The following is a 22,278-nucleotide window of genomic DNA, read 5'->3' as shown; positions in this document are numbered from 1 at the left end:
GCCGGATGCCGCCGAGGATCGACATCGAGGCGTACGTCAAGGGCGTGCTCGACGGGAAGCGGGCGTTCGTGGCCCGCGCGATCACCCTCGTCGAGTCGTCCCGGGCCGACCATCGCGCGCTGGCCCAGAAGCTGCTGACGGAGCTGCTGCCGCACTCGGGGTCCGCGCGCCGGATCGGCATCAGCGGGGTTCCCGGTGTCGGCAAGTCGACGTTCATCGACGCGTTCGGGACGATGCTGACGGGGCTCGGGCGCCGGGTCGCGGTGCTCGCGGTCGACCCGTCGTCGAGCAGGACGGGAGGCTCCATCCTCGGCGACAAGACCCGGATGGAGCGGCTGGCGGTCGATCCCGCCGCTTTCGTCCGGCCGTCGCCGTCGGCGGGGACGCTGGGCGGGGTGGCGCGGGCGACGCGCGAGGCGATGGTCGTGGTGGAGGCCGCCGGGTACGACGTGGTGCTGGTGGAGACGGTGGGCGTGGGGCAGTCGGAGACGGCCGTCGCCGCGATGGTGGACTCCTTCCTGCTGCTGACGCTGGCCCGCACCGGGGACCAGTTGCAGGGGATCAAGAAGGGGGTTCTCGAACTGGCGGACGTCGTCGCCGTCAACAAGGCCGACGGACCGCACGAGCGGGACGCGCGGTCGGCGGCCCGGGAGCTCTCGGGGGCGTTGCGGCTGATGCACCCGGTCGACTCGGCGTGGACCCCTCCCGTTCTGAGCTGCAGTGCGCGCGAGTCCGCGGGACTGGACGCGGTGTGGGACCGGCTGGAGCAGCACCGCACGCTGCTGGACACCTCCGGCAGGCTGGCCGCCAAGCGGGCGGGGCAGCAGGTGGACTGGGCGTGGGCGATGGTCCGCGACGAGCTGCTGGGGAGGCTGTACTCGCACCCCGAGGTGCGGAGGATCACCCCGGATGTCGAACGGGCCTTGCGGGAGGGGGGGTTGACGGCGACGATGGCCGCTGAACGAATCCTGGGGGCGTTCGAGGGGTAGCGCTTTCCCCTCGCGGGGCCGGGGCGCTCACCGCGGGCGTCGGCCCCCCGGGCAGCGGGGACTCCCCCGCTGCCCGCGAGCACGGGGAAGCGGGCGGCGGCCCCGCGGAACGCCCCGCCCCGGGCCCCGCGTCCGCCGTGAGCCCGCACCCGCGACAGGAGCCCCGTGCACACCAGGATCGACACCACCCGCGCGCACACGGCGCGTATCTGGAACTACTGGCTGGGCGGCAAGGACAACTATCCCGTCGACCGCGCCGCCGGCGATCAGATCCGGCGGCTGCACCCCGGCATCGGCGACTACGCGCGGGCCGACCGGGAGTTCCTCGGCCGTTCGGTGCGCCATCTCACCGCGGACTGCGGCATACGCCAGTTCCTGGACGTCGGCACCGGGCTCCCCAGCGCGGGCAACACCCACGAGGTCGCCCAGCGCATCGCCCCGGACGTCCGCGTCGCCTACGTCGACAACGACCCCATCGTGCTGACCCACGCCCAGGCCCTGCTCACCAGCACCCCCGAGGGCCGCACCGCCTACGCGGACGCGGACCTGCGCGACGTCGACGCCGTCCTCGGGCACGCCGCGAAGACCCTCGACCTGTCCCGGCCCGTGGCCCTGATGCTCCTCGGCGTGGTCATCTTCATCGAGGACGAGGAGGAGTCCTACGGCATCGTCCGGCGCCTCATGGACGCGCTGCCCTCCGGCAGTCACCTCGTCCTCTCGCACACCATCACCAGCCCGGCCATGCCGGACGTGGACGCCGCCGTCGCCTTCTGGAACGAGAACGGCACCCCGAGGCTCACGCAGCGCACCCCGCAGCAGGTGGCCCGCTACTTCGACGGGCTGGAGCTCCTGCCGCCGGGCGTGGTGTCGTGCTCGCGCTGGCGCGCGGCGGGCGGGCCGGAGAACGGACTGCCCGCCGAGGTGGCGATGTTCGGGGGCGTGGGGCGCAAACCGTAGCCCCCGGACACGGCGGGCTCAGTCGTCCAGCGCGTCGAGCACCCGGCCCAGGTCGACGAACTTGAACCCGGTGGCCTCACGTCCGCCGGCCTGCGGGGTGTCGTCGCCGTCCTGGACGACGAGCAGGCCCCGCGGGTACTTCGGGCCCAGCGGGGCGTTCAGCGCCGCCGCGCCGTCGCACTCCTCGGAGCCGTCGAGGGTGGCGGAGGCCGCCGTGACGCGGAAACCGCCCTCGTACTCGTTGTCGTCGCTCTTCTCGCGGTCGTACGCGGCGAAGGTGTCGTCGCCCTGGCTGGAGGCGAGGAGGTAGCCGTCGCCGTCGGCCTCGGTGATCAGGGCGAGACCTTCGACGTCGGCGGTGAGGCGGCTGCCGCCGTGGCCCGGGTCGGCGCCGGGCACGCACTCCTCGGTCTCCTCGTCGTAGGTGCCGGGCACCCCGTACTCCCGCACCCGGTCGATGAGTTCGGGCTTCGAGGTGAGGTCGGCGCGCAGCCGCCAGATGCCGACGTCCTCCTGGCCCGCGTACAGGGTGCCGTCGGCGGGGTCGACGACCATGCCCTCCACCTGGGGCAGCTCGCCGGGTTCGCCGCACGGGGTCCAGGTCCTGCCGTTGGGCAGCCGGAAGGCGGAGGGCAGGTCCAGGGTGCGGACCTTGCGGTAGCCGACGGTGCCGTTCGCCGCGGGGAGGAGTTCGAGGAGCGCGACGCGGGTCGTCTCGCGACGGCTGACCAGGGCGTACGAGCGCTTGGTGGTGCGGTCGGTCCAGGTGGCGAGGCCGTACGCGGTGCGCTGGTCGTTGATCTCCTGCTGCGAGGCGGAGAAGACGGGCGGCGCGGCGGGGTCCGTGACGTCCGTGAGCGGGGCGCCCGCCCGGCGGGCCTGCGCGCTGCCGTCGATGCGGTAGAAGCGCAGCCGGTCGTTGCCGCGGTCGCTGGTGACGGCGAGGTCGGCGGGTCCGGAGGGCAGCCGCAGGCCGTGCACGAGGTCGACGTTGTTGAAGCGGCCCGGCGCGTCGCCGGGGGCCGGGCCCGCCGGTGCGGCGACGGACTGGACCTGGCGGGCGTCCAGGTCGTACACCCGCAGTCCGCCCTCCTTGGCGGTGGCCACGACCAGGCTGCGGCCCGGATCGGCGGCGTTGCGCCAGATGGCCGGGTCGTCGGCGTCGGCGTTGCCGCCCGCCTCGTCGTCGTGGAGCGGAGGCGTCTCGGCGCGCGGTGTCACCGCGGGAAGCGTCTGCGGGGCGGGCGACGACGGTCGCGGAGATCCGGCCTGCGCGGGGGCCGCGGTGGCGAGCGCGGCCAGTGCGGTGGCGAGGGCGAGGGCCCCCGTGCGCACACGGCGGCGGGGTCCGGCGGGCGGTGCGGCCGGCTGCTCGGCGCGGGGTGTGATCACCGTAAGGGCTCCTTCTGGACGCGGGGAACTGTGACGGGAGCACACTGCGCGCCGGCCGTGAAGAGTTACCGCCGGATATACGGCCCCTCTCATGGACCCGGCATGAACATTGCGTTCCGGTGTTCGACCGGCCGGAAACGGGCACCGGAACCAGGCGGCGGCCCGCAGCGGCGGCAGGCCGAGGGGGCGTGAACAGGCAAGCAGTCCGACGGAACGGCAAGGTGGAATACATGGGAAAGACCGCTCTCATCGTTATCGACATGATCAACACCTACACGCACGAGGACGCCCACCTCCTGCTCCCCTCCGTGGAGAAGACCCTCCCCTGCGTCGTGGAGCTCATCGACCGCGCCCGCGGTCACGAGATCCCCGTCATCTACGCCAACGACAACTTCGGCGAGTGGCGCTCGCACCACGGCGAGATCCTCCAGACCGCTCTCGAAGGGCCGCATGCCTCGCTCGTGCGCCCACTCGCGCCCGACAAGTCGTCCCTGTTCGTCGTCAAGGCCCGGCATTCGATCTTCTACGAGACACCGCTCGGCTACCTGCTCTCCCAGCAGGGCATCGACCACGTGGTCCTGTGCGGACAGGTGACCGAGCAGTGCGTCCTGTACTCGGCGCTGGACGCCCACATCCGGCATCTGCGGGTCACCGTTCCGCGTGACGCCGTCGCCCATATCCACGAGGACCTCGCGGACGCGGCGCTGCGGATGATGGAGCGCAACATGGGCGCCGGGGTCGTCGCGTCGGCGGAGATCGACTTCGGGGACTCCTGAGGCGCCGGCCCGCACGCGGGACGTGCGGCACCGGGCGGAGGTCCCGCCCGGCGCCGCCTCGGCCGGGTGCGGCCCCCGGGCGTGCCGAGGAGCGCGTCAGCGGGTGCCGAGGAGTGCCTTGAGGGCGACGTTGAGCCGGAGCACGTTCACCCGGGGCTCGCCCACGAAGCCGAGGATGCGGCCGTCGGTGTGCGCTTCGACCAGTGCGCGGACCTCGTCGACGGCGAGGTGGTTGCGCTCCGCGACCCGGCGGATCTGGAGGGCGGCGTACCCGGGAGGGATGTGCGGATCGAGTCCGGAGCCCGAGGAGGTGACGGCTTCGGCGGGTACGTCGGCGGGCGCGGGCCGGTGTCCGGCGGCCGTGTTGTCCTCGATCACCGCGGCCCTGGCGTCCCGGACGGCCCGCAGCAGGACCTCGTTGTCCCCGGACAGATGGGTCGCGCCGGACACGAGCAGCGCGGACCGGGGGCCGGCGCCGTGCGCCGTGAGGCCCGCCGAGGGGCGGGGCTGGAACCACCGCAGGTCCGGGACCGGTGTCTCCCCGGGGTCGTCCGGGTTCTTCCTGGGCAGGTCGAAGCGCTGGCCGATCAGCTCGGAGCCGACGACCCTGCCGCTGTCGTCCTTGAGCTGCGAGCCGTTGGCCCGGCCGGGGAAGGCGAGCTGGGCGATGCCGGTGACGGTGAGCGGGTAGAGCACGCCGCACAGGACGGTCAGGGCGATCAGGGCGCGGAGTCCGGCGCCGAACTGCCGGGCGGTGCGCGCGGCGACGTGGTGGGAGTGGGTCATTCGGTATCAGCCGTTTCCGGGGACGAGGGACAGCAGGAGGTCGATGGCCTTGATGCCGAGGAAGGGGGCGATCAGCCCGCCGAGCCCGTAGATCCCGAGGTTGCGCCGCAGCATCCGGTCCGCGCTCATCGGCCGGTAGCGGACACCCCTGAGGGCGAGCGGGACCAGCGCGACGATGACCAGCGCGTTGAAGATCACCGCGGCCAGGATCGCCGACTGCGGGGAGTGCAGGCCCATGATGTTGAGCGTGTCGAGTCCGGGGTGGGCCACCGTGAACATGGCGGGGATGATCGCGAAGTACTTCGCGACGTCGTTGGCGATCGAGAAGGTGGTCAGCGCCCCTCGGGTGATGAGGAGTTGCTTGCCGATGCCGACGATCTCGATCAGCTTGGTGGGGTCGGAGTCGAGGTCGACCATGTTCCCGGCCTCCTTGGCGGCGGAGGTGCCGGTGTTCATGGCGACGCCGACGTCCGCCTGGGCGAGGGCGGGCGCGTCGTTCGTGCCGTCGCCGGTCATCGCGACGAGTGTGCCGTCGGCCTGTTCCCTTCGGATCAGCGCCATCTTGTCCTCGGGCGTGGCCTCGGCCAGGAAGTCGTCCACGCCCGCCTCGTCGGCGATGGCCTTCGCGGTCAGCGGGTTGTCTCCCGTGATCATGACCGTTCTGATGCCCATCCTGCGCAGTTCCTCGAACCGCTCGCGCATGCCCTCCTTGACGACGTCCTTGAGGTGGATGACGCCGAGGACGCGGGCTGTGCCCCGGTCCTCCACGGCGACCAGCAGCGGGGTGCCGCCGGCTGCGGAGATCCGGTCGGTGAGCGTCCGGGCGTCCTCGGGAACACTGCCGCCCCGCTCGTGCACCCAGGCGAGAACGGATCCGGTCGCGCCCTTGCGCACCTTGTGCCCGTCGGCCGTGTCCACGCCCGACATCCGGGTCTGCGCGGTGAACGCCACCCACTCGGCGTGCGTCAGCTCGCCCCGGTGGCGTGCGCGCAGCCCGTACCTCTCCTTCGCGAGCACGACGACGGAGCGGCCTTCGGGGGTCTCGTCGGCGAGCGACGACAGCTGGGCGGCGTCGGCCAGTTCGCTCTCCGTCACCCCTCGGACCGGGAGGAGCTCCACCGCCTGCCGGTTGCCCAGCGTGATCGTGCCGGTCTTGTCGAGCAGCAGCGTCGACACGTCGCCCGCGGCCTCCACCGCGCGGCCGGACACGGCCAGCACATTGCGCTGGACGAGGCGGTCCATGCCCGCGATGCCTATCGCGGAGAGCAGCGCGCCGATGGTGGTGGGGATCAGGCAGACGAGCAGGGCGACCAGCACCACCATCGACTGGGGGGCGCCCGCGTACGTCGCGAACGGCTGGAGGGTGACGACGGCCAGCAGGAAGACGACGGTGAGGGAGGCCAGGAGGATGTTCAGCGCGATCTCGTTGGGCGTCCGCTGCCGGGCGGCGCCCTCGACCAGGTTGATCATCCGGTCGATGAAGGTGGCGCCCGGCTCTGCCGTGATCTTGACGACGATGCGGTCGGAGAGCACCTGCGTGCCGCCGGTGACCGCGCTCCGGTCGCCGCCCGCCTCCCGTATCACCGGCGCCGATTCGCCCGTGATCGCCGATTCGTCGACCGAGGCGACGCCGTCCACCACGTCGCCGTCGCCGGGTATCACGTCGCCCGCCTCGCACACCACGAGGTCGCCGACGCGCAGTGCCGTACCCGCGACCCGTTCCTCGTTCGGGCCGATGATCCGGCGGGCGACCGTGTCCGTCCTGGTCCTGCGCAGGGTGGCGGCCTGCGCCTTGCCGCGGCCCTCGGCGACGGCCTCGGCCAGGTTGGCGAAGAGCGTCGTCAGCCACAGCCAGGCGGCGATCGCCCAGCCGAACCCGTCACCGGGGTTCAGGACGGCGAGCACCGTGGTCAGCACGGACCCGATCTCGACGACGAACATCACCGGCGACTTGACCATCACTCTGGGGTCGAGCTTGCGCAGCGCGTCGGGGAACGACGCGAGGAGCTGCCGGGGGTCGAACAGGCCCCCGCCGGCCCGGCCCGTACCGCCGCCGGGCCGGTGGCCGACGGATGCGTCGGAGTGCGGAGTCTCGGCCTGACTGCGTGCGGAGGTCACGGTGGGAGTGCTCATGAGGCGAGCCCTTCGGCGAGCGGTCCCAGCGCGAGCGCGGGGAAGTAGGTGAGACCGGTGACGATCATGACGGTGCCGACCAGCAGGCCGGTGAACAGCGGCTTGTGCGTACGGAGCGTGCCCGCCGTCTCCGGTACGGGGTCCTGCCCGGCGAGGGAACCGGCCAGGGCGAGGACGAACACCATCGGCAGGAAGCGGCCCAGCAGCATCGCGATGCCGAGGGTGGTGTTGAACCATGGGGTGTCCGCGTCCAGCCCGCCGAACGCGCTGCCGTTGTTGTTGGCGCCCGAGGTGTAGGCGTAGAGGATCTCGGAGAACCCGTGCGGGCCCGGGTTCAGCGTCGAGTCGCCGGGCGTCGGCAGCGCCACGGCCGCGGCCGTGAAGCCGAGCACCAGGGCCGGAGTGATCAGGAAGTAGCAGGCGGCGAACTTGATCTGCCGGCTGCCGATCTTCTTGCCCAGGTACTCGGGGGTCCGGCCGACCATCAGCCCGGCGAGGAACACCGCCACCATCGCCATGACCAGCATGCCGTACAGGCCGGAACCGACGCCGCCGGGGGCCACCTCGCCGAGCTGCATGCCCAGCAGGTCGAGGCCGCCGCCGAGTCCGGTGAAGGAGGAGTGGAAGGAGTTCACGGCCCCGGTGGAGGTGAGCGTGGTGGCCACCGAGAAGATCGCCGATCCGGCGATCCCGAAGCGGGTCTCCTTCCCCTCCGTCGCACCGCCGGCCGCTTCGAACGCCGGGCCGTGGTGGGCGAATTCGGCCCACATCATCAGGGCGGTGAAGACGATCCAGATCGTCGCCATGGCGGCGAGGATCGCGTAGCCCTGCCGGGCCGAGCCGGTCATCCTGCCGAAGGTGCGGGTCAGCGCGAAGGGGATGAGGAGGATCAGGAAGACCTCGAAGAGGTTGGACAGGCCGTTGGGGTTCTCGTAGGGGTGGGCGGAGTTGGCGTTGTAGTAGCCGCCGCCGTTGGTGCCCAGTTCCTTGATGGCCTCCTGGGAGGCCACGGCGCCGCCGCTCCACTGCTGGGTGCCGCCGCCGAACTGGCCGACCTCGTGGAGGCCGGAGAAGTTCTGGAGGGCTCCGCAGGCGACCAGGACGAGCGCGCCGAGGACCGAGACCGGGATCAGGATGCGGACGACGCCGCGCACCAGGTCGGTCCAGAAGTTTCCGAGGTGGCCGGTGCGCGAGGGGGCCTTGCCGCCACGGGCGGGACCGCGTGCCCCCGGGCGGGCGGCGAAGCCGCGTACCAGGGCGACCGCGACGGCCATGCCCACGGCTGCGGACACGAAGTTCTGCACCGCGAGTCCGCAGGTCTGCACGAGCCGGCTCATGGCCTGTTCGCCCGCGTACGACTGCCAGTTGGTGTTCGTGACGAACGACGCGGCGGTGTTGAATGCCTGGTCCGGGTCGATCGGGGCGAAGCCCGGCGAGCCGGGCAGCACCCCCTGCACCCGCTGGAGCAGGTAGAGGCACACCACGCCGGCCAGGGAGAAGGCGAGGACGCCGCGCAGGTAGGCGGGCCAGCGCATCTCCGCCGACGGGTCGGCGCCCACCAGCCGGTAGATCCACTTCTCGACACGCAGGTGCCGGGACGAGCAGTAGACGCGGGCCATGTGATCGCCGAGGGGGCGGTACGCCAGGGCCAGGGCGGCCAGGAGTGCCAGGAACTGGAGCACTCCGGCGAGGACGGGAGACATGTCGGGCTCAGAACCTCTCCGGGTACACGAGGGCGAGGATCAGATATCCCACCAGGGCGACGGCCACGACGAGGCCGACGACGTTCTCGGCGCTCACAGCTTCGTCACCCCCTTGGCGATGAGAGCCACCAGCGCGAAGACCGCGATCGTGGTGGCGACGAAGGCCAGGTCGGCCATCGTGGACTCCTGTGTGTGCAGTGACGGACGGGGGGCGGTCTCACGACCGCGGACGAACGGCGGCTGCCGTACGTCCCGGGTCGAGGTAAGCGCGTTCCGGCGGCCCCGCGGCTCCCGTTGACGCCCCTCTGACGTGCGCGGGCGCGCTCTTGACGGGTCTCGTACGGGGCGCCCGCGGCCTCGGGCTGCGCTTCCCCGGCCCGGGGGCCGGGGGACGGGAACCCCGGGACACGCACACCAGAACGGTTCCTCTTGGATACTGGGGCGCGGTCGCAGCGCACGAAGGCCGACGTCCCGCCCGTCATTCCCTGCCGGAGGTACCCATGAGGATGCTCATCAACGTCCCCGAGACCGTCGTCGCCGACGCACTGCGCGGGATGGCCGCGGCGCACCCGGAGTTGACCGTCGACGTGGAGAACCGGGTGGTGGTGCGGCGGGACGCGCCGGTTGCCGGGAAGGTGGGGCTGGTCTCCGGCGGCGGGAGTGGGCACGAACCCCTGCACGCGGGCTTCGTGGGGCACGGGATGCTGTCGGCGGCGTGTCCCGGAGAAGTGTTCACCTCCCCCGTGCCGGATCAGATGGTGCGTGCCGCCGCTGCCGTGGACTCCGGGCAGGGCGTGCTGTTCGTCGTCAAGAACTACACCGGGGACGTCCTCAACTTCGACATGGCCGCCGAACTCGCCGAGGAGGAGGGGATCAGGGTCGACAAGGTCCTGGTCAACGACGACGTCGCGGTGACGGACAGTCTGTTCACGGCCGGCCGGCGCGGCACCGGGGCGACCCTGTTCGTGGAGAAGATCGCGGGTGCGGCGGCCGAGGAGGGCGCCCCGCTGGAGCGGGTGGCCGAGGTGGCACGGCGGGTGAACGGGGCGACGCGGAGCTTCGGGGTGGCACTGAGTGCGTGCGCGACGCCGTCGAAGGGCAGCCCCACCTTCGACCTTCCCCCGGGAGAGCTGGAGTTGGGTGTCGGCATCCACGGCGAGCCGGGCCGGGAGCGGCGGGCGATGATGACCGCGCGGGAGATCGCCGACTACGCGGTGGACGTGGTGCTGGAGGACCTGCGGCCGACCGGGCCCGTACTGGCGCTGGTGAACGGGATGGGCGCGACGCCGCTGCTGGAGCTGTACGGGTTCAACGCGGAGGTACAGCGCGTCCTTTCGGAGGTTGGCGTGCCGGTGGCTCGTACGCTGGTCGGCAACTACGTCACGTCCCTCGACATGGCGGGCTGCTCGGTGACGCTCTGTCAGGTCGACGAGGAGCTGCTGCGGTGGTGGGACGCGCCGGTGGAGACCGCGGCGCTGCGCTGGGGGCGTTGAGGTGTCCGGCGCGGCTGCCGGTGGCGGTTCCGCCGTTGGTGCAGGAGGCGGACAACACGAGTGCGGGGAGAGTCGATTGACATTGGACGCGGAGTTCTTCCGACGGTGGATGGCCGGCACGGCCGCCGCCGTGGAGGCCGAAGCCGACCGGCTGACCGAGTTGGACTCCCCCATCGGGGACGCCGACCACGGCAGCAATTTGCGGCGCGGCTTCGCGGCGGTCGCCGCCGCGCTGGAGAAGGAGCCGCCTGACACTCCGGGGGGTGTCCTGGCGCTGGCGTCCAGGCAGTTGATCTCCACCGTCGGCGGCGCCTCGGGTCCGTTGTACGGGATGCTGCTGCGCCGTACGGGCAAGACCTTGGGGGACGCGGCGCGGGTGTCGGTCGCCGAGTTCGCGCAGGCGCTGCGGGTCGGGGTCGACGCGGTGGCGCAGCTCGGCGGTGCGGCGGCCGGGGACAAGACGATGCTGGACGCGCTGCTGCCGGGGGTGGACGCGCTCGCCGCCGCGAGCGGGGAGGAACCGCGGGTGGCCTTCGCCGCGGCCCGGGAGGCCGCCGAGAGCGGCGCGCTGGCGACCGTGCCGCTCCAGGCGCGCAAGGGGCGGGCCAGCTATCTCGGCGAGCGCAGCGTCGGGCACCAGGACCCGGGTGCCACCTCGTCGGCGCTCCTGCTCCGTACGCTCGCCGAGGCGGTCGCCGCATGAGCGCGGGCGGCGGGGCGCGGCCCGGGGCGGGGCCGGTGGGGATCGTGCTGGTGTCGCACAGTGCGGCGGTGGCCGCTTCCGTGGCAGCGCTCGCCCAGGGGCTCGCGGGCGGCGACCGGACCGCCCCGGTGGCCGCGGCGGGCGGCGACTCGGACGGCGGCCTCGGCACGAGCGCGGACCTCGTCGTCGAGGCCGCCCGGTCGGTGGACCGGGGGGCGGGGGTGGCCGTCCTGGCCGACCTGGGCAGTGCGGTGCTGACCGTGAAGGCGCTGCTCGCCGACGAGGAGCAACTCCCCCCGGGTACACGGCTGCTGGACGCGCCGTTCGTCGAGGGCGCGGTCGCCGCCGTCGTCACCGCGTCGGCGGGCGCACCGCTGCCCGACGTCGCCGCGGCGGCCTCCGAGGCGTACGCCTACCGCAAGGTCTGAGCGCCCCGGAAGACGGACGACGCCGGGCGCACGACGGTCCGGGCGCACCGCGGACAGACCGGTCGCGCCCGGACCCACGGTGCTCCGGCGCCGGCTTCAGTGACCCTGCGGGGTGACTCCCACGCCTGCCGCGCCGGGCGTCGCGTCCTCGGCCGGGGCGAACCAGGCCGGTTCGTTCGCGAGGGCCTGCATGATCCGGAAGGTGGAGAACTCCCGCATCTCCGGCAGTGCGTCGACCGGGAACCAGCCGACTTCGAGGGACTCCTCGTCGTTCACGCGGGCTTCGCCGCCGGTCGCGCGGCAGGCCACGGTGACGTCCATGAACTGGCAGATGTCGCCGTTCTCGTACTGCACCGGACGGAGCGTCTGGACCAGGACGATCCGCTCGACCTGGCACTCCACGGCCGTCTCCTCGAACACCTCGCGCACCGCCGCCTGTGCGGGCTGCTCGCCGGGCTCGGGTATGCCGCCGACGACCGACCACTCGCCGTTGTCGGAACGGCGGCCGAGCAGCACCCGGCCCTCGTCGTCGAAGACGACGGCCGTCACACCGGGGAGGTAGAGCAGTTGGTGACCTGCGGTGAGGCGGAGGTTCTTGATGAAGTCGGGAGTTGCCATGACGAGAGCCTAAGGGACTGCCGGACGGCGCTGTTCGCCGCGCCGGGCACGCAGCGCGAGGGCCGCCGCCCAGGCCAGGGAGGCCGCGCCGAGCAGCCCGAGCCCGATCTCCGGTGCGATGCCCATGCGGGTGGCCGGGGTCAGCGAGGACCTCAGCGGAACCTCCGCGACGAGCGCGTCGGGGGTGAACAGCTTCGTCTGCTGGACGACCTCGCCGTCGGGCCGGATGACCGCGCTGACCCCACTGGTGACGGGCACCAGGACGGCCCGGCCGTGCTCGGCGGCACGCACCCGGCTCATGGCGAGCTGCTGGTACGTCATCTCGCTGCGGCCGAAGGTGGCGTTGTTGCTGGGTACGGCGATGAGCTGACCGCCGTGCAGCACGGTGTCCCGTACGGCGTCGTCGAAGGCGGCCTCGTAGCAGGTGACCAGGCCGACCCTGGTGCCCGCCATGTCGAAGACGCCGACCTTCGTCCCGGGGCCGAAGTCGCGCCGGACCCGGTCCACGTCGGAGCTGAAGAGGCGGGCGAAGTCGCGCATCGGCATGTACTCGCCGAAGGGCTGGATGTGCCGCTTGTCGTAGGTGTCGACGGGGCCGCGCTCGGGGTCCCACTGGATGAGGGTGTTGCGCAGCGGGCCGGTCTCGGGGGTGAGGACGGCGCCGACGGCGACGGGGACGCCGATCCTCCGCACGGCCCGGTCGATGACGTCGCGGGCGTCGTGGTTGCGGTACGGGTCGAGGTCGGAGGAGTTCTCCGGCCACACGACGAAGTCGGGTGCGGGCTTCTTCCCGGACTTCACCTCGTCGGCGAGCTGCTCGGTGCGGCGGGCGTGGTTGTCGAGGACCGCACGCCGCTGGTCGTTGAAGTCGAGGCCCAGACGCGGCACGTTGCCCTGGATGAGGGCGGCGGTGGCCGTGCCGTCCTCGGCGGAGTCGTCGAGGAGGGGGCGGGCGGCGAGGGAGGCGACGAGCGGGACGAGGACCGCCAGGGCCGCTGCGGCGACGCCCGCCCGGCGGACGGTGCGGTGGGCACGGTACGTGCGGAACTGCCGCACGCCCTCGTACAGGCCGAAGCCGCACAGGGCGACCGCGAAGCTCAGCAGGGGCGTCCCGCCGAGTGCGGCGAGCGGCAGGAAGACGCCGTCGGCCTGCCCGAACGCGATCTTCCCCCAGGAGAAGCCCTCGAACGGGACGCGGGCGCGCAGCCCCTCCCCCGCGATCCACAGGGCCGCCGCCCACACCGGCCAGGCGGGGAGCCTGGACGTCGCGGCGATGCCCATGCCGACGAAGGCGAGGAAGAGCGCCTCGACGAGGGTGAGCGCGAGCCATGGCACGGGCCCGACCTCCTCGCCCGTCCACGACAGCAGCGGCAGCAGGAAGCCGAGTCCGGACAGCAGCCCGAGACCGAAGCCCGCGCGCAGCCGGCGCCCGCGCAGGCACCAGCCGAGCAGTGCGAACCCGGGCAGCGCCAGCCACCACAGGAGGCGGGGCGGGAAGCTCGCGTAGAGCAGCAGTCCCGAGGCGGCGGCAGCGGCGGGCCGCAGCAGCACGGCAAGCAGCCGCGGCAGCCCCTTGCGGGAGGGGTCGGGGGCCGGTACCGGCTGGTCCGTGGGGGTGATGGTGGCGCTCACCCGGCGGAGTCTACGGCGGCCCCGCCGCAGCGGAGCAGGGCGGCCCGGCCCGGGCCGGGGGCCCGGCCGGAGAGGGCCCGTCGGCTCATCCCTCCGGCCGCCCGGCCGCCGGGTCGGGGAGGATCCGGTCGCGGATCGCGCGTACCGCTCCGGCGGCGTCGTCGACCGTGACGGTGAAGGTGCGTCCGTCGCCGAGTCGCAGCACCACGCCTTCGCCGCGCCGCACGACCACCGCCGTGCCCTGTTCGGGCCGCCAGCGGTAGCCCCAGCCGCCCCAGTGGCGCGGGGTGACGCGGGGCGCGAACTCGACGCTCCTCACGTGCGAGAGCGGGATGCGGCGGCGCGGCAGCCCCATGTGGCCGCAGCGCACCTCCAGCGCCTGGTCGTCGACCGTGACGCGGACGTGCACGAAGGCGAGCGTCCCGAAGATCACCATCATGCCGACGAGCAGACAGCCGACGACGGCCATCACCAGCGGGACGATGCCGGAGACCCAGGAGGAGCCGACGGCGAGTTCGATGCCGAGCGCCAGGACGCCCGCCCCGGCGGCCGAGAGCAGCCACTGCGCACGGTTTGTGGCGCGGCCGGTCCAGCGGGTGGTGGGAGGCGCGGCGGCGGACTCGTCGTGACGGTCGTCAGCGCCGGGGAAGTCCCTCATGCACAGCAGCGTACTCAGGTTCCGGGCGCATGGCAGCGAGCAGCCGGCCCTCGGCATAGGCGAGGGCCGGGGCGGTGAGGGTCGCCGAGCGGCGCCCGCTCAGCAGAACCGTGAGGTGGGCGACGGGGTCGGCGGCCGGGGCGGGAGCGGCGCCGGCCCGTCGAAGTGCTTGTGCGGCGACTGCCTCCGCCGAGCCCAGGAGGGTCGGCGGGTGGGGGTCGGCGGGCTGCCGGAGGGCGGCGCGGATGCGTTCGGCGACCAGTTCGTAGTGGGTGCACCCCAGGACGACGGTCCTCGCCCCGGGCGGGGTGAGGGCGGCTGCCGCGGCCACCGCCGCGTCGATCGCCGCCTCGTCGGCGCTCTCCAGGGCGTCCGCGAGTCCGGGGCAGGGCACCTCGGTGACGTCGACGCCGGCGGCGAAGTCACGGATCAGGCCGCGCTGGTAGGGGCTGCCCGTGGTGGCGGGGGTCGCCCAGATCGCGAAGGGCCCGCCGGCCGCGGCGGCCGGCTTGACCGCGGGGACGGTGCCGATGACCGGAATACCGGGCTCCAGTTCGGTGCGGATCGCGTCCAGGGCGTGCACGGTGGCGGTGTTGCAGCCGATGATCAGCGCGTCGGGGCGGTGCGCCGCCGCGGCCCTGGCGACGGCGAGCGCGTGCTCCGTGATGTCCTCGGGGGTACGCGGACCCCAGGGCATTCCGTCGGGGTCGGAGGCGACGACCAGGTCCGCGTCGGGCCGCAGCCGGTGCACGGCGGCCGCCGCCGCGAGCAGGCCGATTCCGGAGTCCATGAGCGCGATCTTCACTCGGTCACCTTAGTCGAAGGCCTCGAACACCCGGGCCGTCGACCGGGCCGTGCGCCCCGGCGTCCTCCCGCAGCGACGGCCCCTGCGGCAGACTTCGACGGGTGAGCGTCGTCGCGTGGACCGCTGTGGGATCGCTGACCGTCTGGCTGTGGCTGCTGGTGGGCCACGGCTTCTTCTGGCGCACCGATCAGCGCCTGCCGCCGCGCACCGCGCCGCCCGCGGGGCGCTGGCCGTACGTCGCCGTGATCGTGCCCGCGCGCGACGAGGCCGCCGTGCTGCCCATGAGCCTGCCGTCGTTGCTGGCCCAGGACTACCCCGGCGAGGCCGAGGTGATCCTGGTGGACGACGGGAGCAGCGACGGCACGGGGAAGCTGGCGCGGGAGCTGTCGGTGAAGTACGGCGGGCTGCCGCTCGCGGTGGTCTCGCCCGGCGACCCCGCACCCGGCTGGACGGGAAAGCTGTGGGCGGTGCGGTACGGGGTGGAGGTGGCCCGTGCGGGCAGCCCCGCGTACCTGCTGCTCACCGACGCCGACATCGCGCACGAGCCCGACAGCCTCCGGGAACTGGTGGCGTCCGCGCGGGGCGACGGCTCCGGCGGCGGGTTCGACATGGTGTCGCAGATGGCCAGGCTGCGCGTCACGAGCACCTGGGAGCGGCTCGTCGTCCCGGCCTTCGTGTACTTCTTCGCGCAGCTGTATCCGTTCCGGTGGGTGAACCGCGCGGGGGCGCGGACCGCGGCGGCGGCCGGCGGGTGCGTGCTGCTGCGTACGGAGATGGCGCTCCGCGCACGCGTGCCCGAGTCGATCCGGGGCGCGGTGATCGACGACGTGGCGCTGGCGCGGGCCGTGCGGCGGGCGGGCGGACGGATCTGGCTGGGCCTCGCGGAACGGGTCGACAGTGTGCGCCCGTACCCCGGGCTCGGGGATCTGTGGCGGATGGTGTCGCGCAGCGCGTACGCCCAGCTCCGGCACAATCCGCTGCTGCTCCTGGGGACGGTCGTGGGCCTGGTGCTGGTCTACCTGGTGCCGCCGTACGCCGTGGTCGCCGGAGTGTCCGGCGGGGACGCGGCGGCGGGCTGGGCGGGGCTGGCCGCCTGGGCGGTGATGACGGGCACGTACCTGCCCGTGCTGGGCTACTACCGGCAGACGGCGGCGCTGGCCCCGCTGCTGCCCTTCACGGCGCTGCTGTACGCGCTGATGACGGTGGACTCGGCCGTGCAGCACTACCGGGGCCGGGGCGCGGCCTGGAAGGGGCGCACGTACTCCCGCCCGGAGGCCGCACCGGACCGCTGAATCCCGGACGGGCGGAGGTTCTGCCGCCCGTCCGGGAAGGCGGAACCGTCACTTGCGGCCGGGCGTCCAGTCCATGCCCCAGCCGTACGTCTGGTCGACGGTGCGCTGCGGGCTGACGCCGCGCTGCGGCACCAGGTACTGGGCCTCCCGGCGGACCGTCAGCTCTCCGTTCTCGTAGCTGATCAGCGCGAGCGCGGCGACCGTGGAAGGGACGGTGCACTCGTCGAGGGAGAAGTCGATGGGCGCCCCGTTCTGCGGGGTGAGCGTCACCGTGGCGTGCAGGTCGGCGAAGGAGCGCGCGCCCTCGTAGATCGTCACGAAGATCAGGACGCGCCGCAGCCGGTCCTTGTGGTCCAGGTTGATGGTGAGGTTCTCACCGGTGGAGACGGCGCCGGTGCGGTCGTCGCCGTCCAGCAGGATGTACGGCGGCTGGTGGAGCGCGCCGAAGGCATTCCCCAGGGCCTGCACCACGCCCTTGCGTCCGTCGGTGAGTTCGTACAGCGCGCACAGGTCGAGGTCGAGGTCGGCGTGCACGGCCATCGCCCGGCCGAGCTTGCTGCCCCAGCCCTTGAACTGCTTGCGGGACTCCCAGTTGAGGTTGACGCGCATCGCGCCGCCGGTGCCGCCCTGCTTGGCCAGGGAGACGGTCGGCGAGGCCTTGGTGAGGGTGACCTTGGAGAGCCGTACGGGGGAGGCGGACGGCGCGGGAGGGGGCGTGGCGCGCGAGGGGGACGGCGCGGAGGGCATCGCGGGCGCCGCCGGAGGGACGGGAGTTGACGGGGCCGGGGCCGGCCGGACGTACGCCGGGGCCGGTGGGGTCGCGGGTGCGGGTGGGGCCGCGGGGGCCTGTGCCGCCTGCTGGGGTTCGTCGACGGTGATCCCGAAGTCCGTCGCCAGTCCCGCCAGACCGCTGCTGTACCCCTGGCCCACCGCACGGAACTTCCAGGCGCCCTGCCGCCGGTACAGCTCACCGAGGACGAACGCGGTCTCGACGGTGGCGTCCTGGCTGTCGAAGCGGGCGATCTCCGTGCCGTTCGCGGCGTTCAGCACGCGTACGTACAGGCCGGGCACCCGCCCGAAGTCGCCGCCGTCCGCCGAGGCGGCCAGCACCACGGTCTCCACGGCGGGCTCCACGCGCCCGAGGTCCACCGAGAGGGTGTCCGTGACCACCCCGCCCGCGCCGGCCTGCTTTCCCTCGTACCGCACGGCGCCCGAGGCGTGTGCGGGCTGGTTGTAGAACACGAAGTCGGCGTCGGAGCGCACCCGCCCGCCGGTGAGCAGCAGCGCGGAGGCGTCGACCTCCGGCACTCCGGGGCCGGACCCGCGGCCGACTTCGACACGTACGGACTGCGCCGGTACCGGCACATTGGTTCCCTTGAGCATGAACGTGCTCGCCCCCATCACGAGTCGAAATGGACCGTTCCTTACACGATCCGAACGTTACAAGACGACCGATTTTCCCAAGTTAGCTCTGATTAGTGACCCAGGGCCGCACACAACGCGCAAAACAACACTCTTACCGGGCTCCCCAACCAGAACATCTTGGGCTTAACTTATGTGCCATGACCTCCCCCCGCTCCACCTATGGCGGCGGCTACTATTCCGCCCCGTCCTTCGCGGACACCCCGATCTACGACTCCCTCGTCGCAGAGCGGGGCACCCCTCAGATCGCACCGATCCGGGTACCCGCCATGTACGACGCCGGCAACAGCTACCTGCCGGCCCTGCCGTCCGCGCTTCCCGCGCTGCCGGCCGCACCTTCCCACCCGCAGCCGGCGTACGGCTACCCCCAGGCCGCCGCACCGCAGCCCGCACCGGTGCAGCAGTACCAGCAGGCGCCGCACCTCCAGCAGGCCCCGATGCCGCAGCTGCAACAGGCGCCCGCGCCGTACATCCCGCAGCAGACCGGCCAGCCGCGCGGCTACCCGGGACCTCAGGCCCCGCAGATGCAGCGTCCGCAGCCGCAGCGGCAGGCCCAGCCCGCCGGGTACGAGGCGATGCGCCCCGTGGCTCCGCGCCCAGGGCCCGCCGCGCAGCAGTACGAGGACCCGTACAACCGGCAGTACCAGCAGGGCGGTGGCGGCTACTAGGGCCACGGGGCGAGGCAGCGGCGCCGGGGCACGCGACAGCGCCGCACCACGGCACGGCAGTGGGCCCGGACGGACGTCCGGGCCCACTGGCAGGATGGAGGCATGACACACTCTGTTCCCGCGTCGGTGCACGCGCTGCACGTCTATCCGGTGAAGGCAACGGGAGGTTGCGCGCCGCGCGAGATGACGGTCGAGCCCTGGGGCCCGGCGGGAGACCGCAGATGGCTGCTGACGGACGAGACGGGGAAGGCACTCACCCAGCGCGAGTGCGCACGCCTGGCACTGGCCTCCTCCGAGCCGCTGCCCGGCGGGGCCGTCCGGGTGTCCGCTCCGGGCCGCGACCCGCTGGAGGTGGCGGTCCCCGACCCCGTACGGACCGTCCCGGTGACGCTGTTCGGGGACAAGTACGAGGCGGTTCCCGCGGGTTCGGCCGCCGACGCGTGGTGGAGCGCGTACCTGGGCGCCGAGACCCGGCTGGTGCACATGGACGATCCGGCACGCCGCCGCCCCGTGGACCCGGACTTCGCGAAGGCGGGCGAGACCGTCTCCTTCGCCGACGGCTATCCCCTCCTGGTCACCACCCTGGCGTCGCTGGACGCCCTCAACTCCCTGATCGCGCAGGGCGACCTGCCCGAAGAGGGCCCTCTCCCGATGAACCGGTTCCGGCCGAACGTGGTGCTCGACGGCACCGCCCCGTGGGCCGAGGACGGCTGGCGGCGGATCACCGTCGGCGAGGTGTCCTTCCGGGTCGCGAAGCCGTGCGGACGCTGTGTGGTGACCACCACGGACCAGCGGACCGCCGAGCGCGGCAAGGAGCCGCTGCGCTCGCTGGCCCGGCACCGCAGGTTCGGCAGCCGGTTGGTCTTCGGCCAGAACCTCCTGCCCGAGGGCACCGGGGTGGTGCGGATCGGTGACCCGGTGCGGGTCGAGAGCGCATAGCGTCCTGCTCCCGCATCCGCCGAACGCGCGCATCCCCCGGGAACTGTCCGCACACCGGCGCACGACGACGGTCCGCGGGGCCGCGGTCGTCGGTCCACCGTGCGCACGCGGATCGACAGCCGGCCCGTGGACGCCGCGGCGGCCCGTGCCGAGACTGCGCCGACCGGCTTCGGCGCGACCGTCCCGGTGGCGGCCCTCGCGCACGCGCCCCGGCGGCCGGTCGTACGTCCTCTCACTCCGCAGCGGTAGGCGCCCCTGGACCGGACGCGGGCGCATGCGGGCCCGGCGCGAGTGGGACGCACGGGCGCGGCCGGCTGACGTCGTGTCCCGTGCCGCGTCCGGTGCACGGGATTCCGCCGGACGGCGCTGCCGGGACCGGTCAACTCCCGCTCCCCCCGCGCGCTACGGTGGTGCAGCGAGATCGACGCGACATGCGGGACGCACGAGGTGGGGGCACGGCAACGCCATGGCACAGGGCACGGTCCAGGTGACGCACTCCGGCACGGCCAGGTGGCGGCGCCGCACGGGTGAGTACGACTCCCTCGCCGCCGCCCTGGAGGCCGCGGGGGACGGCGACGTCCTCACCATCGCTCCCGGTACGTACCGGGAGAACCTCGTCGTCCGGCGCGCGGTGACGCTGCGCGGGCCGGAGGGCTCCGCGGGTTCCGTGCGGATCGCGCCGGTGGACGGTGTGGCGCTGACCGTGCGCGCCTCCGCCGTCGTGCAGGAACTGTCCCTGGAGGGGCAGGACTCCGCCGCTCCCGCCCTGCTGATCGAGGACGGCACCCCGGAGCTGGCGGGCCTGCGGATCGTGACGAGGTCCGCCGTCGGCATCGAGGTGCGCGGGGCGGCCAGACCGACCGTGCGGCGGTGCACCATCGACAATCCGGGGGGCGTCGGCATCGGCGTGCTGGACGGGGCGGGCGGTCTCTTCGAGGACTGCGAGGTCCTCGCGGCGGGGCAGAGCGGCGTCTCGGTGAGCGGCGGCGCGCATCCGCGCCTGGAACGGTGCCGGATCCACCACACGTCCGGCTCGGGCCTGTCGGTGACCGGCGAGGGCAGCGGCGTCGAGGCCGTCGGCTGCGAGGTGTACGAGGTGAAGGGGACCGGTGTGCAGGTCACCGCCCGCGGTGCCGGGCACCTCAAGGAGTGTGTGGTGCACCGCACTTCGGGCGACGGCGTGACCCTCGACACGGACGCGGTGCTGACGCTGTCGGACTGCGACATCCACGACATCCCGGAGAACGCGCTCGACCTGCGCGGACGTGCGGTGCTCACGCTGTCCCGCTCGACGGTGCGCCGCTTCGGGCGCAACGGCCTGTCGGTGTGGGACCCGGGCACGCGCGTGGACGCGAGCGGCTGCGAGATCCACGACAGCACGGGCGACTACCCGGCGGTGTGGGTGAGCGACGGGGCGAGTGTCGTCCTGGAGTCGTGCCGGGTGCACGACGTGCCGGACGCGATCTTCGTCCTCGACCGGGGCTCGCGCGCCGACCTCGTCGACAGCGATCTCACGCAGGTGCGCAACACCGCCGTCTCGGTGAGCGACGGGGCGGTGGCCCAGCTGGACGACTGCCGCATCAAGGAGGCGTCCACCGGTGCGTGGTTCCGCGACCACGGCAGCGGCGGCACCCTGTCCGGCTGCACCATCGACGAGGTGCAGACCGGTGTGATCGTCACCAAGGGGGCGGACCCGCGCATCGAGCGCTGCACGGTCACCTCCCCCGCCGAGTCCGGCTTCTACGTGTCCGCCGAGGGCCGCGGCACCTTCCACAACTGCCGGGTGAGCGGCAGCACCGGCTACGGCTTCCACGTGATGGACGGCTGCCGTACGACGCTGACGCGCTGCCGCACCGAGCGGTGCGCGCGCGGCGGCTACGAGTTCCCCGAGGACGGCCCGGTGGTGGAGGACTGCGTCAGCGACGAGAGCGCGGTGAGGGCCTCGGCCGCGGAGCCGCCGCCGGCGGTGCTGACGGCCACCCGGTCCCCCGGCCTGCTCTCGTCCCTTCCCGTCCAGCGGCCGACGGCAGGTGCCGCCCCTGAGGTCGCGGCCGTCGCGGATCCGGCGCGCTCCTCGCAGGACGTGCTGGGCGAACTCGACGCGCTGGTGGGCCTGGAGAGCGTCAAGCGGGAGGTGCGCGCCCTCACCGACATGATCGAGATCGGCCGGCGTCGCCAGGAGGCCGGCCTCAAGGCGGCCTCGGTCCGCCGCCATCTGGTCTTCACCGGCTCCCCCGGCACCGGCAAGACGACGGTCGCCCGGCTGTACGGGGAGATCCTCGCCTCCCTCGGCGTGCTGGAACGCGGCCATCTCGTGGAGGTGTCCCGGGTCGATCTGGTCGGCGAGCACATCGGGTCGACGGCGATCCGCACCCAGGAGGCGTTCGACAGGGCGCGCGGCGGGGTGCTGTTCATCGACGAGGCGTACGCGCTCTCCCCCGAGGACTCCGGCCGGGACTTCGGCAAGGAGGCCATCGACACCCTGGTGAAGCTGATGGAGGACCACCGGGAGGCGGTCGTGGTGATCGTCGCGGGCTACACGGTGGAGATGGAGCGCTTCCTGTCGGTCAACCCCGGTGTGGCGTCCCGCTTCTCACGGACCATCACTTTCTCCGACTACGAGCCGGACGAACTGCTGCGGATCGTGGAGCAGCAGGCGGACGACCACGAGTACCGGCTGGGCACGGGCACCCCCGAAGCGCTGCTCAAGTACTTCACCGCGCTTCCCAAGGGGCCCGCGTTCGGCAACGGTCGTACCGCGAGGCAGACGTTCGAGTCGATGGTGGAGCGGCACGCGGGCCGGGTCGCCCAGTTCACCGAGGTGTCCACGGACGACCTGACGCTGCTCTATCCGGACGATCTGCCGGAACTCCCCGTGCACTGA

The 22,278-nt window shown here is 73.1% G+C and carries 20 protein-coding genes; 10 read left to right on the top strand and 10 right to left on the bottom strand.

Going from position 1 to position 22,278, the window contains the following annotated elements; translation table 11 throughout:
- Nucleotides 1–5: 5 nt before the first annotated feature.
- The gene (gene meaB / locus ACQPZG_RS30140) at nucleotides 6–989 is read left to right on the top strand and encodes a methylmalonyl Co-A mutase-associated GTPase MeaB (protein WP_433548844.1); all 984 of its coding nucleotides are present in this window, start codon (nucleotides 6–8) and stop codon (nucleotides 987–989) included.
- Between the two features lie 165 nt (nucleotides 990–1,154).
- Nucleotides 1,155–1,946: an SAM-dependent methyltransferase gene (locus ACQPZG_RS30135; protein WP_433548843.1), complete on the top strand. Its 792-nt coding sequence runs from the start codon at nucleotides 1,155–1,157 to the stop codon at nucleotides 1,944–1,946.
- Between the two features lie 18 nt (nucleotides 1,947–1,964).
- Here the strand turns inward: ACQPZG_RS30135 and ACQPZG_RS30130 are convergent, their stop codons facing one another.
- Entirely contained in the window at nucleotides 1,965–3,281 is a 1,317-nt protein-coding gene (locus ACQPZG_RS30130) for a phytase (protein WP_433549603.1), read from the bottom strand.
- A gap of 287 nt (nucleotides 3,282–3,568) precedes the next feature.
- Here ACQPZG_RS30130 and ACQPZG_RS30125 point away from each other — a divergent pair, with 287 nt between their 5' ends.
- A complete protein-coding gene (locus tag ACQPZG_RS30125; RefSeq protein ID WP_433548842.1) occupies nucleotides 3,569–4,114 on the top strand; it encodes a cysteine hydrolase family protein in 546 nt (181 codons plus the stop codon).
- Between the two features lie 96 nt (nucleotides 4,115–4,210).
- On the opposite strand, the gene kdpC is transcribed toward ACQPZG_RS30125, so the two are convergent.
- From kdpC to kdpF, 4 genes are read right to left on the bottom strand one after another with little or no spacing between them, the layout of a single operon-like run.
- Nucleotides 4,211–4,900 (bottom strand): K(+)-transporting ATPase subunit C, encoded by a 690-nt coding sequence (gene kdpC, locus ACQPZG_RS30120; protein ID WP_433548841.1) that lies wholly within the window; start codon nucleotides 4,898–4,900, stop codon nucleotides 4,211–4,213.
- A 6-nt stretch (nucleotides 4,901–4,906) separates the two neighbouring features.
- Nucleotides 4,907–7,033, bottom strand: a complete 2,127-nt coding sequence (kdpB, locus tag ACQPZG_RS30115) for a potassium-transporting ATPase subunit KdpB (protein ID WP_433548840.1) — start codon at nucleotides 7,031–7,033, stop codon at nucleotides 4,907–4,909.
- On the bottom strand, nucleotides 7,030–8,736 hold the full coding sequence (gene kdpA / locus ACQPZG_RS30110) for a potassium-transporting ATPase subunit KdpA (protein ID WP_433548839.1): 1,707 nt from the start codon (nucleotides 8,734–8,736) through the stop codon (nucleotides 7,030–7,032). The genes kdpB and kdpA overlap by 4 nt, the downstream gene beginning before the upstream one ends.
- A 7-nt stretch (nucleotides 8,737–8,743) precedes the next feature.
- Entirely contained in the window at nucleotides 8,744–8,833 is a 90-nt protein-coding gene (gene kdpF, locus ACQPZG_RS30105; protein ID WP_433548838.1) for a K(+)-transporting ATPase subunit F, read from the bottom strand.
- Between the two features lie 403 nt (nucleotides 8,834–9,236).
- Here kdpF and dhaK point away from each other — a divergent pair, with 403 nt between their 5' ends.
- The 3 genes from dhaK (at nucleotide 9,237) to ACQPZG_RS30090 (ending at nucleotide 11,360) form a co-directional block, all read left to right on the top strand.
- Nucleotides 9,237–10,229, top strand: coding sequence for a dihydroxyacetone kinase subunit DhaK (dhaK, locus tag ACQPZG_RS30100; protein ID WP_433548837.1), 993 nt, complete (start codon nucleotides 9,237–9,239; stop codon nucleotides 10,227–10,229).
- Nucleotides 10,230–10,338: 109 nt separating this feature from the next.
- Complete coding sequence (gene dhaL, locus ACQPZG_RS30095) at nucleotides 10,339–10,932, top strand: dihydroxyacetone kinase subunit DhaL (RefSeq protein ID WP_433549602.1); 594 nt, start codon at nucleotides 10,339–10,341, stop codon at nucleotides 10,930–10,932.
- Nucleotides 10,929–11,360: a PTS-dependent dihydroxyacetone kinase phosphotransferase subunit DhaM gene (locus ACQPZG_RS30090; RefSeq protein WP_433548836.1), complete on the top strand. Its 432-nt coding sequence runs from the start codon at nucleotides 10,929–10,931 to the stop codon at nucleotides 11,358–11,360. Before dhaL ends, ACQPZG_RS30090 begins: the two co-directional genes overlap by 4 nt.
- 96 nt (nucleotides 11,361–11,456) lie before the next feature.
- Here ACQPZG_RS30090 and ACQPZG_RS30085 read toward each other — a convergent pair whose 3' ends face one another.
- The 4 genes from ACQPZG_RS30085 to ACQPZG_RS30070 all read right to left on the bottom strand — a co-directional run bounded on the left by ACQPZG_RS30085 (nucleotide 11,457) and on the right by ACQPZG_RS30070 (nucleotide 15,073).
- Nucleotides 11,457–11,978 carry an NUDIX hydrolase gene (locus tag ACQPZG_RS30085; RefSeq protein ID WP_433548835.1) on the bottom strand — a complete coding sequence of 174 codons (522 nt, stop codon included), beginning with the start codon at nucleotides 11,976–11,978 and terminating at the stop codon, nucleotides 11,457–11,459.
- 9 nt (nucleotides 11,979–11,987) lie between these two features.
- Nucleotides 11,988–13,610: an apolipoprotein N-acyltransferase gene (gene lnt, locus ACQPZG_RS30080; protein ID WP_433548834.1), complete on the bottom strand. Its 1,623-nt coding sequence runs from the start codon at nucleotides 13,608–13,610 to the stop codon at nucleotides 11,988–11,990.
- 85 nt (nucleotides 13,611–13,695) lie between these two features.
- Nucleotides 13,696–14,268, bottom strand: coding sequence for a hypothetical protein (locus ACQPZG_RS30075; RefSeq protein ID WP_433548833.1), 573 nt, complete (start codon nucleotides 14,266–14,268; stop codon nucleotides 13,696–13,698).
- Entirely contained in the window at nucleotides 14,246–15,073 is an 828-nt protein-coding gene (locus tag ACQPZG_RS30070; RefSeq protein WP_433548832.1) for a glutamate racemase, read from the bottom strand. Before ACQPZG_RS30070 ends, ACQPZG_RS30075 begins: the two co-directional genes overlap by 23 nt.
- Nucleotides 15,074–15,174: 101 nt before the next feature.
- Here ACQPZG_RS30070 and ACQPZG_RS30065 point away from each other — a divergent pair, with 101 nt between their 5' ends.
- A complete protein-coding gene (locus tag ACQPZG_RS30065; protein WP_433548831.1) occupies nucleotides 15,175–16,365 on the top strand; it encodes a glycosyltransferase in 1,191 nt (396 codons plus the stop codon).
- A 48-nt stretch (nucleotides 16,366–16,413) separates the two neighbouring features.
- Here ACQPZG_RS30065 and ACQPZG_RS30060 read toward each other — a convergent pair whose 3' ends face one another.
- Nucleotides 16,414–17,766 carry a TerD family protein gene (locus tag ACQPZG_RS30060; RefSeq protein WP_433548830.1) on the bottom strand — a complete coding sequence of 451 codons (1,353 nt, stop codon included), beginning with the start codon at nucleotides 17,764–17,766 and terminating at the stop codon, nucleotides 16,414–16,416.
- Between the two features lie 161 nt (nucleotides 17,767–17,927).
- Between ACQPZG_RS30060 and ACQPZG_RS30055 the strand changes: the two genes are divergently transcribed.
- From ACQPZG_RS30055 to ACQPZG_RS30045, 3 genes are all read left to right on the top strand, one after another.
- A complete protein-coding gene (locus ACQPZG_RS30055) occupies nucleotides 17,928–18,455 on the top strand; it encodes a DUF6643 family protein (protein WP_433548829.1) in 528 nt (175 codons plus the stop codon).
- A gap of 102 nt (nucleotides 18,456–18,557) precedes the next feature.
- On the top strand, nucleotides 18,558–19,394 hold the full coding sequence (locus ACQPZG_RS30050) for an MOSC domain-containing protein (RefSeq protein WP_433548828.1): 837 nt from the start codon (nucleotides 18,558–18,560) through the stop codon (nucleotides 19,392–19,394).
- A 466-nt stretch (nucleotides 19,395–19,860) separates the two neighbouring features.
- Nucleotides 19,861–22,278 carry a right-handed parallel beta-helix repeat-containing protein gene (locus ACQPZG_RS30045; protein ID WP_433548827.1) on the top strand — a complete coding sequence of 806 codons (2,418 nt, stop codon included), beginning with the start codon at nucleotides 19,861–19,863 and terminating at the stop codon, nucleotides 22,276–22,278.

Source organism: Streptomyces sp. CA-294286 (assembly GCF_050947155.1).
In the GTDB taxonomy this organism is placed as follows: Bacteria; Actinomycetota; Actinomycetes; order Streptomycetales; family Streptomycetaceae; genus Streptomyces.
This window is presented reverse-complemented; position numbering and strand designations above follow the sequence as displayed.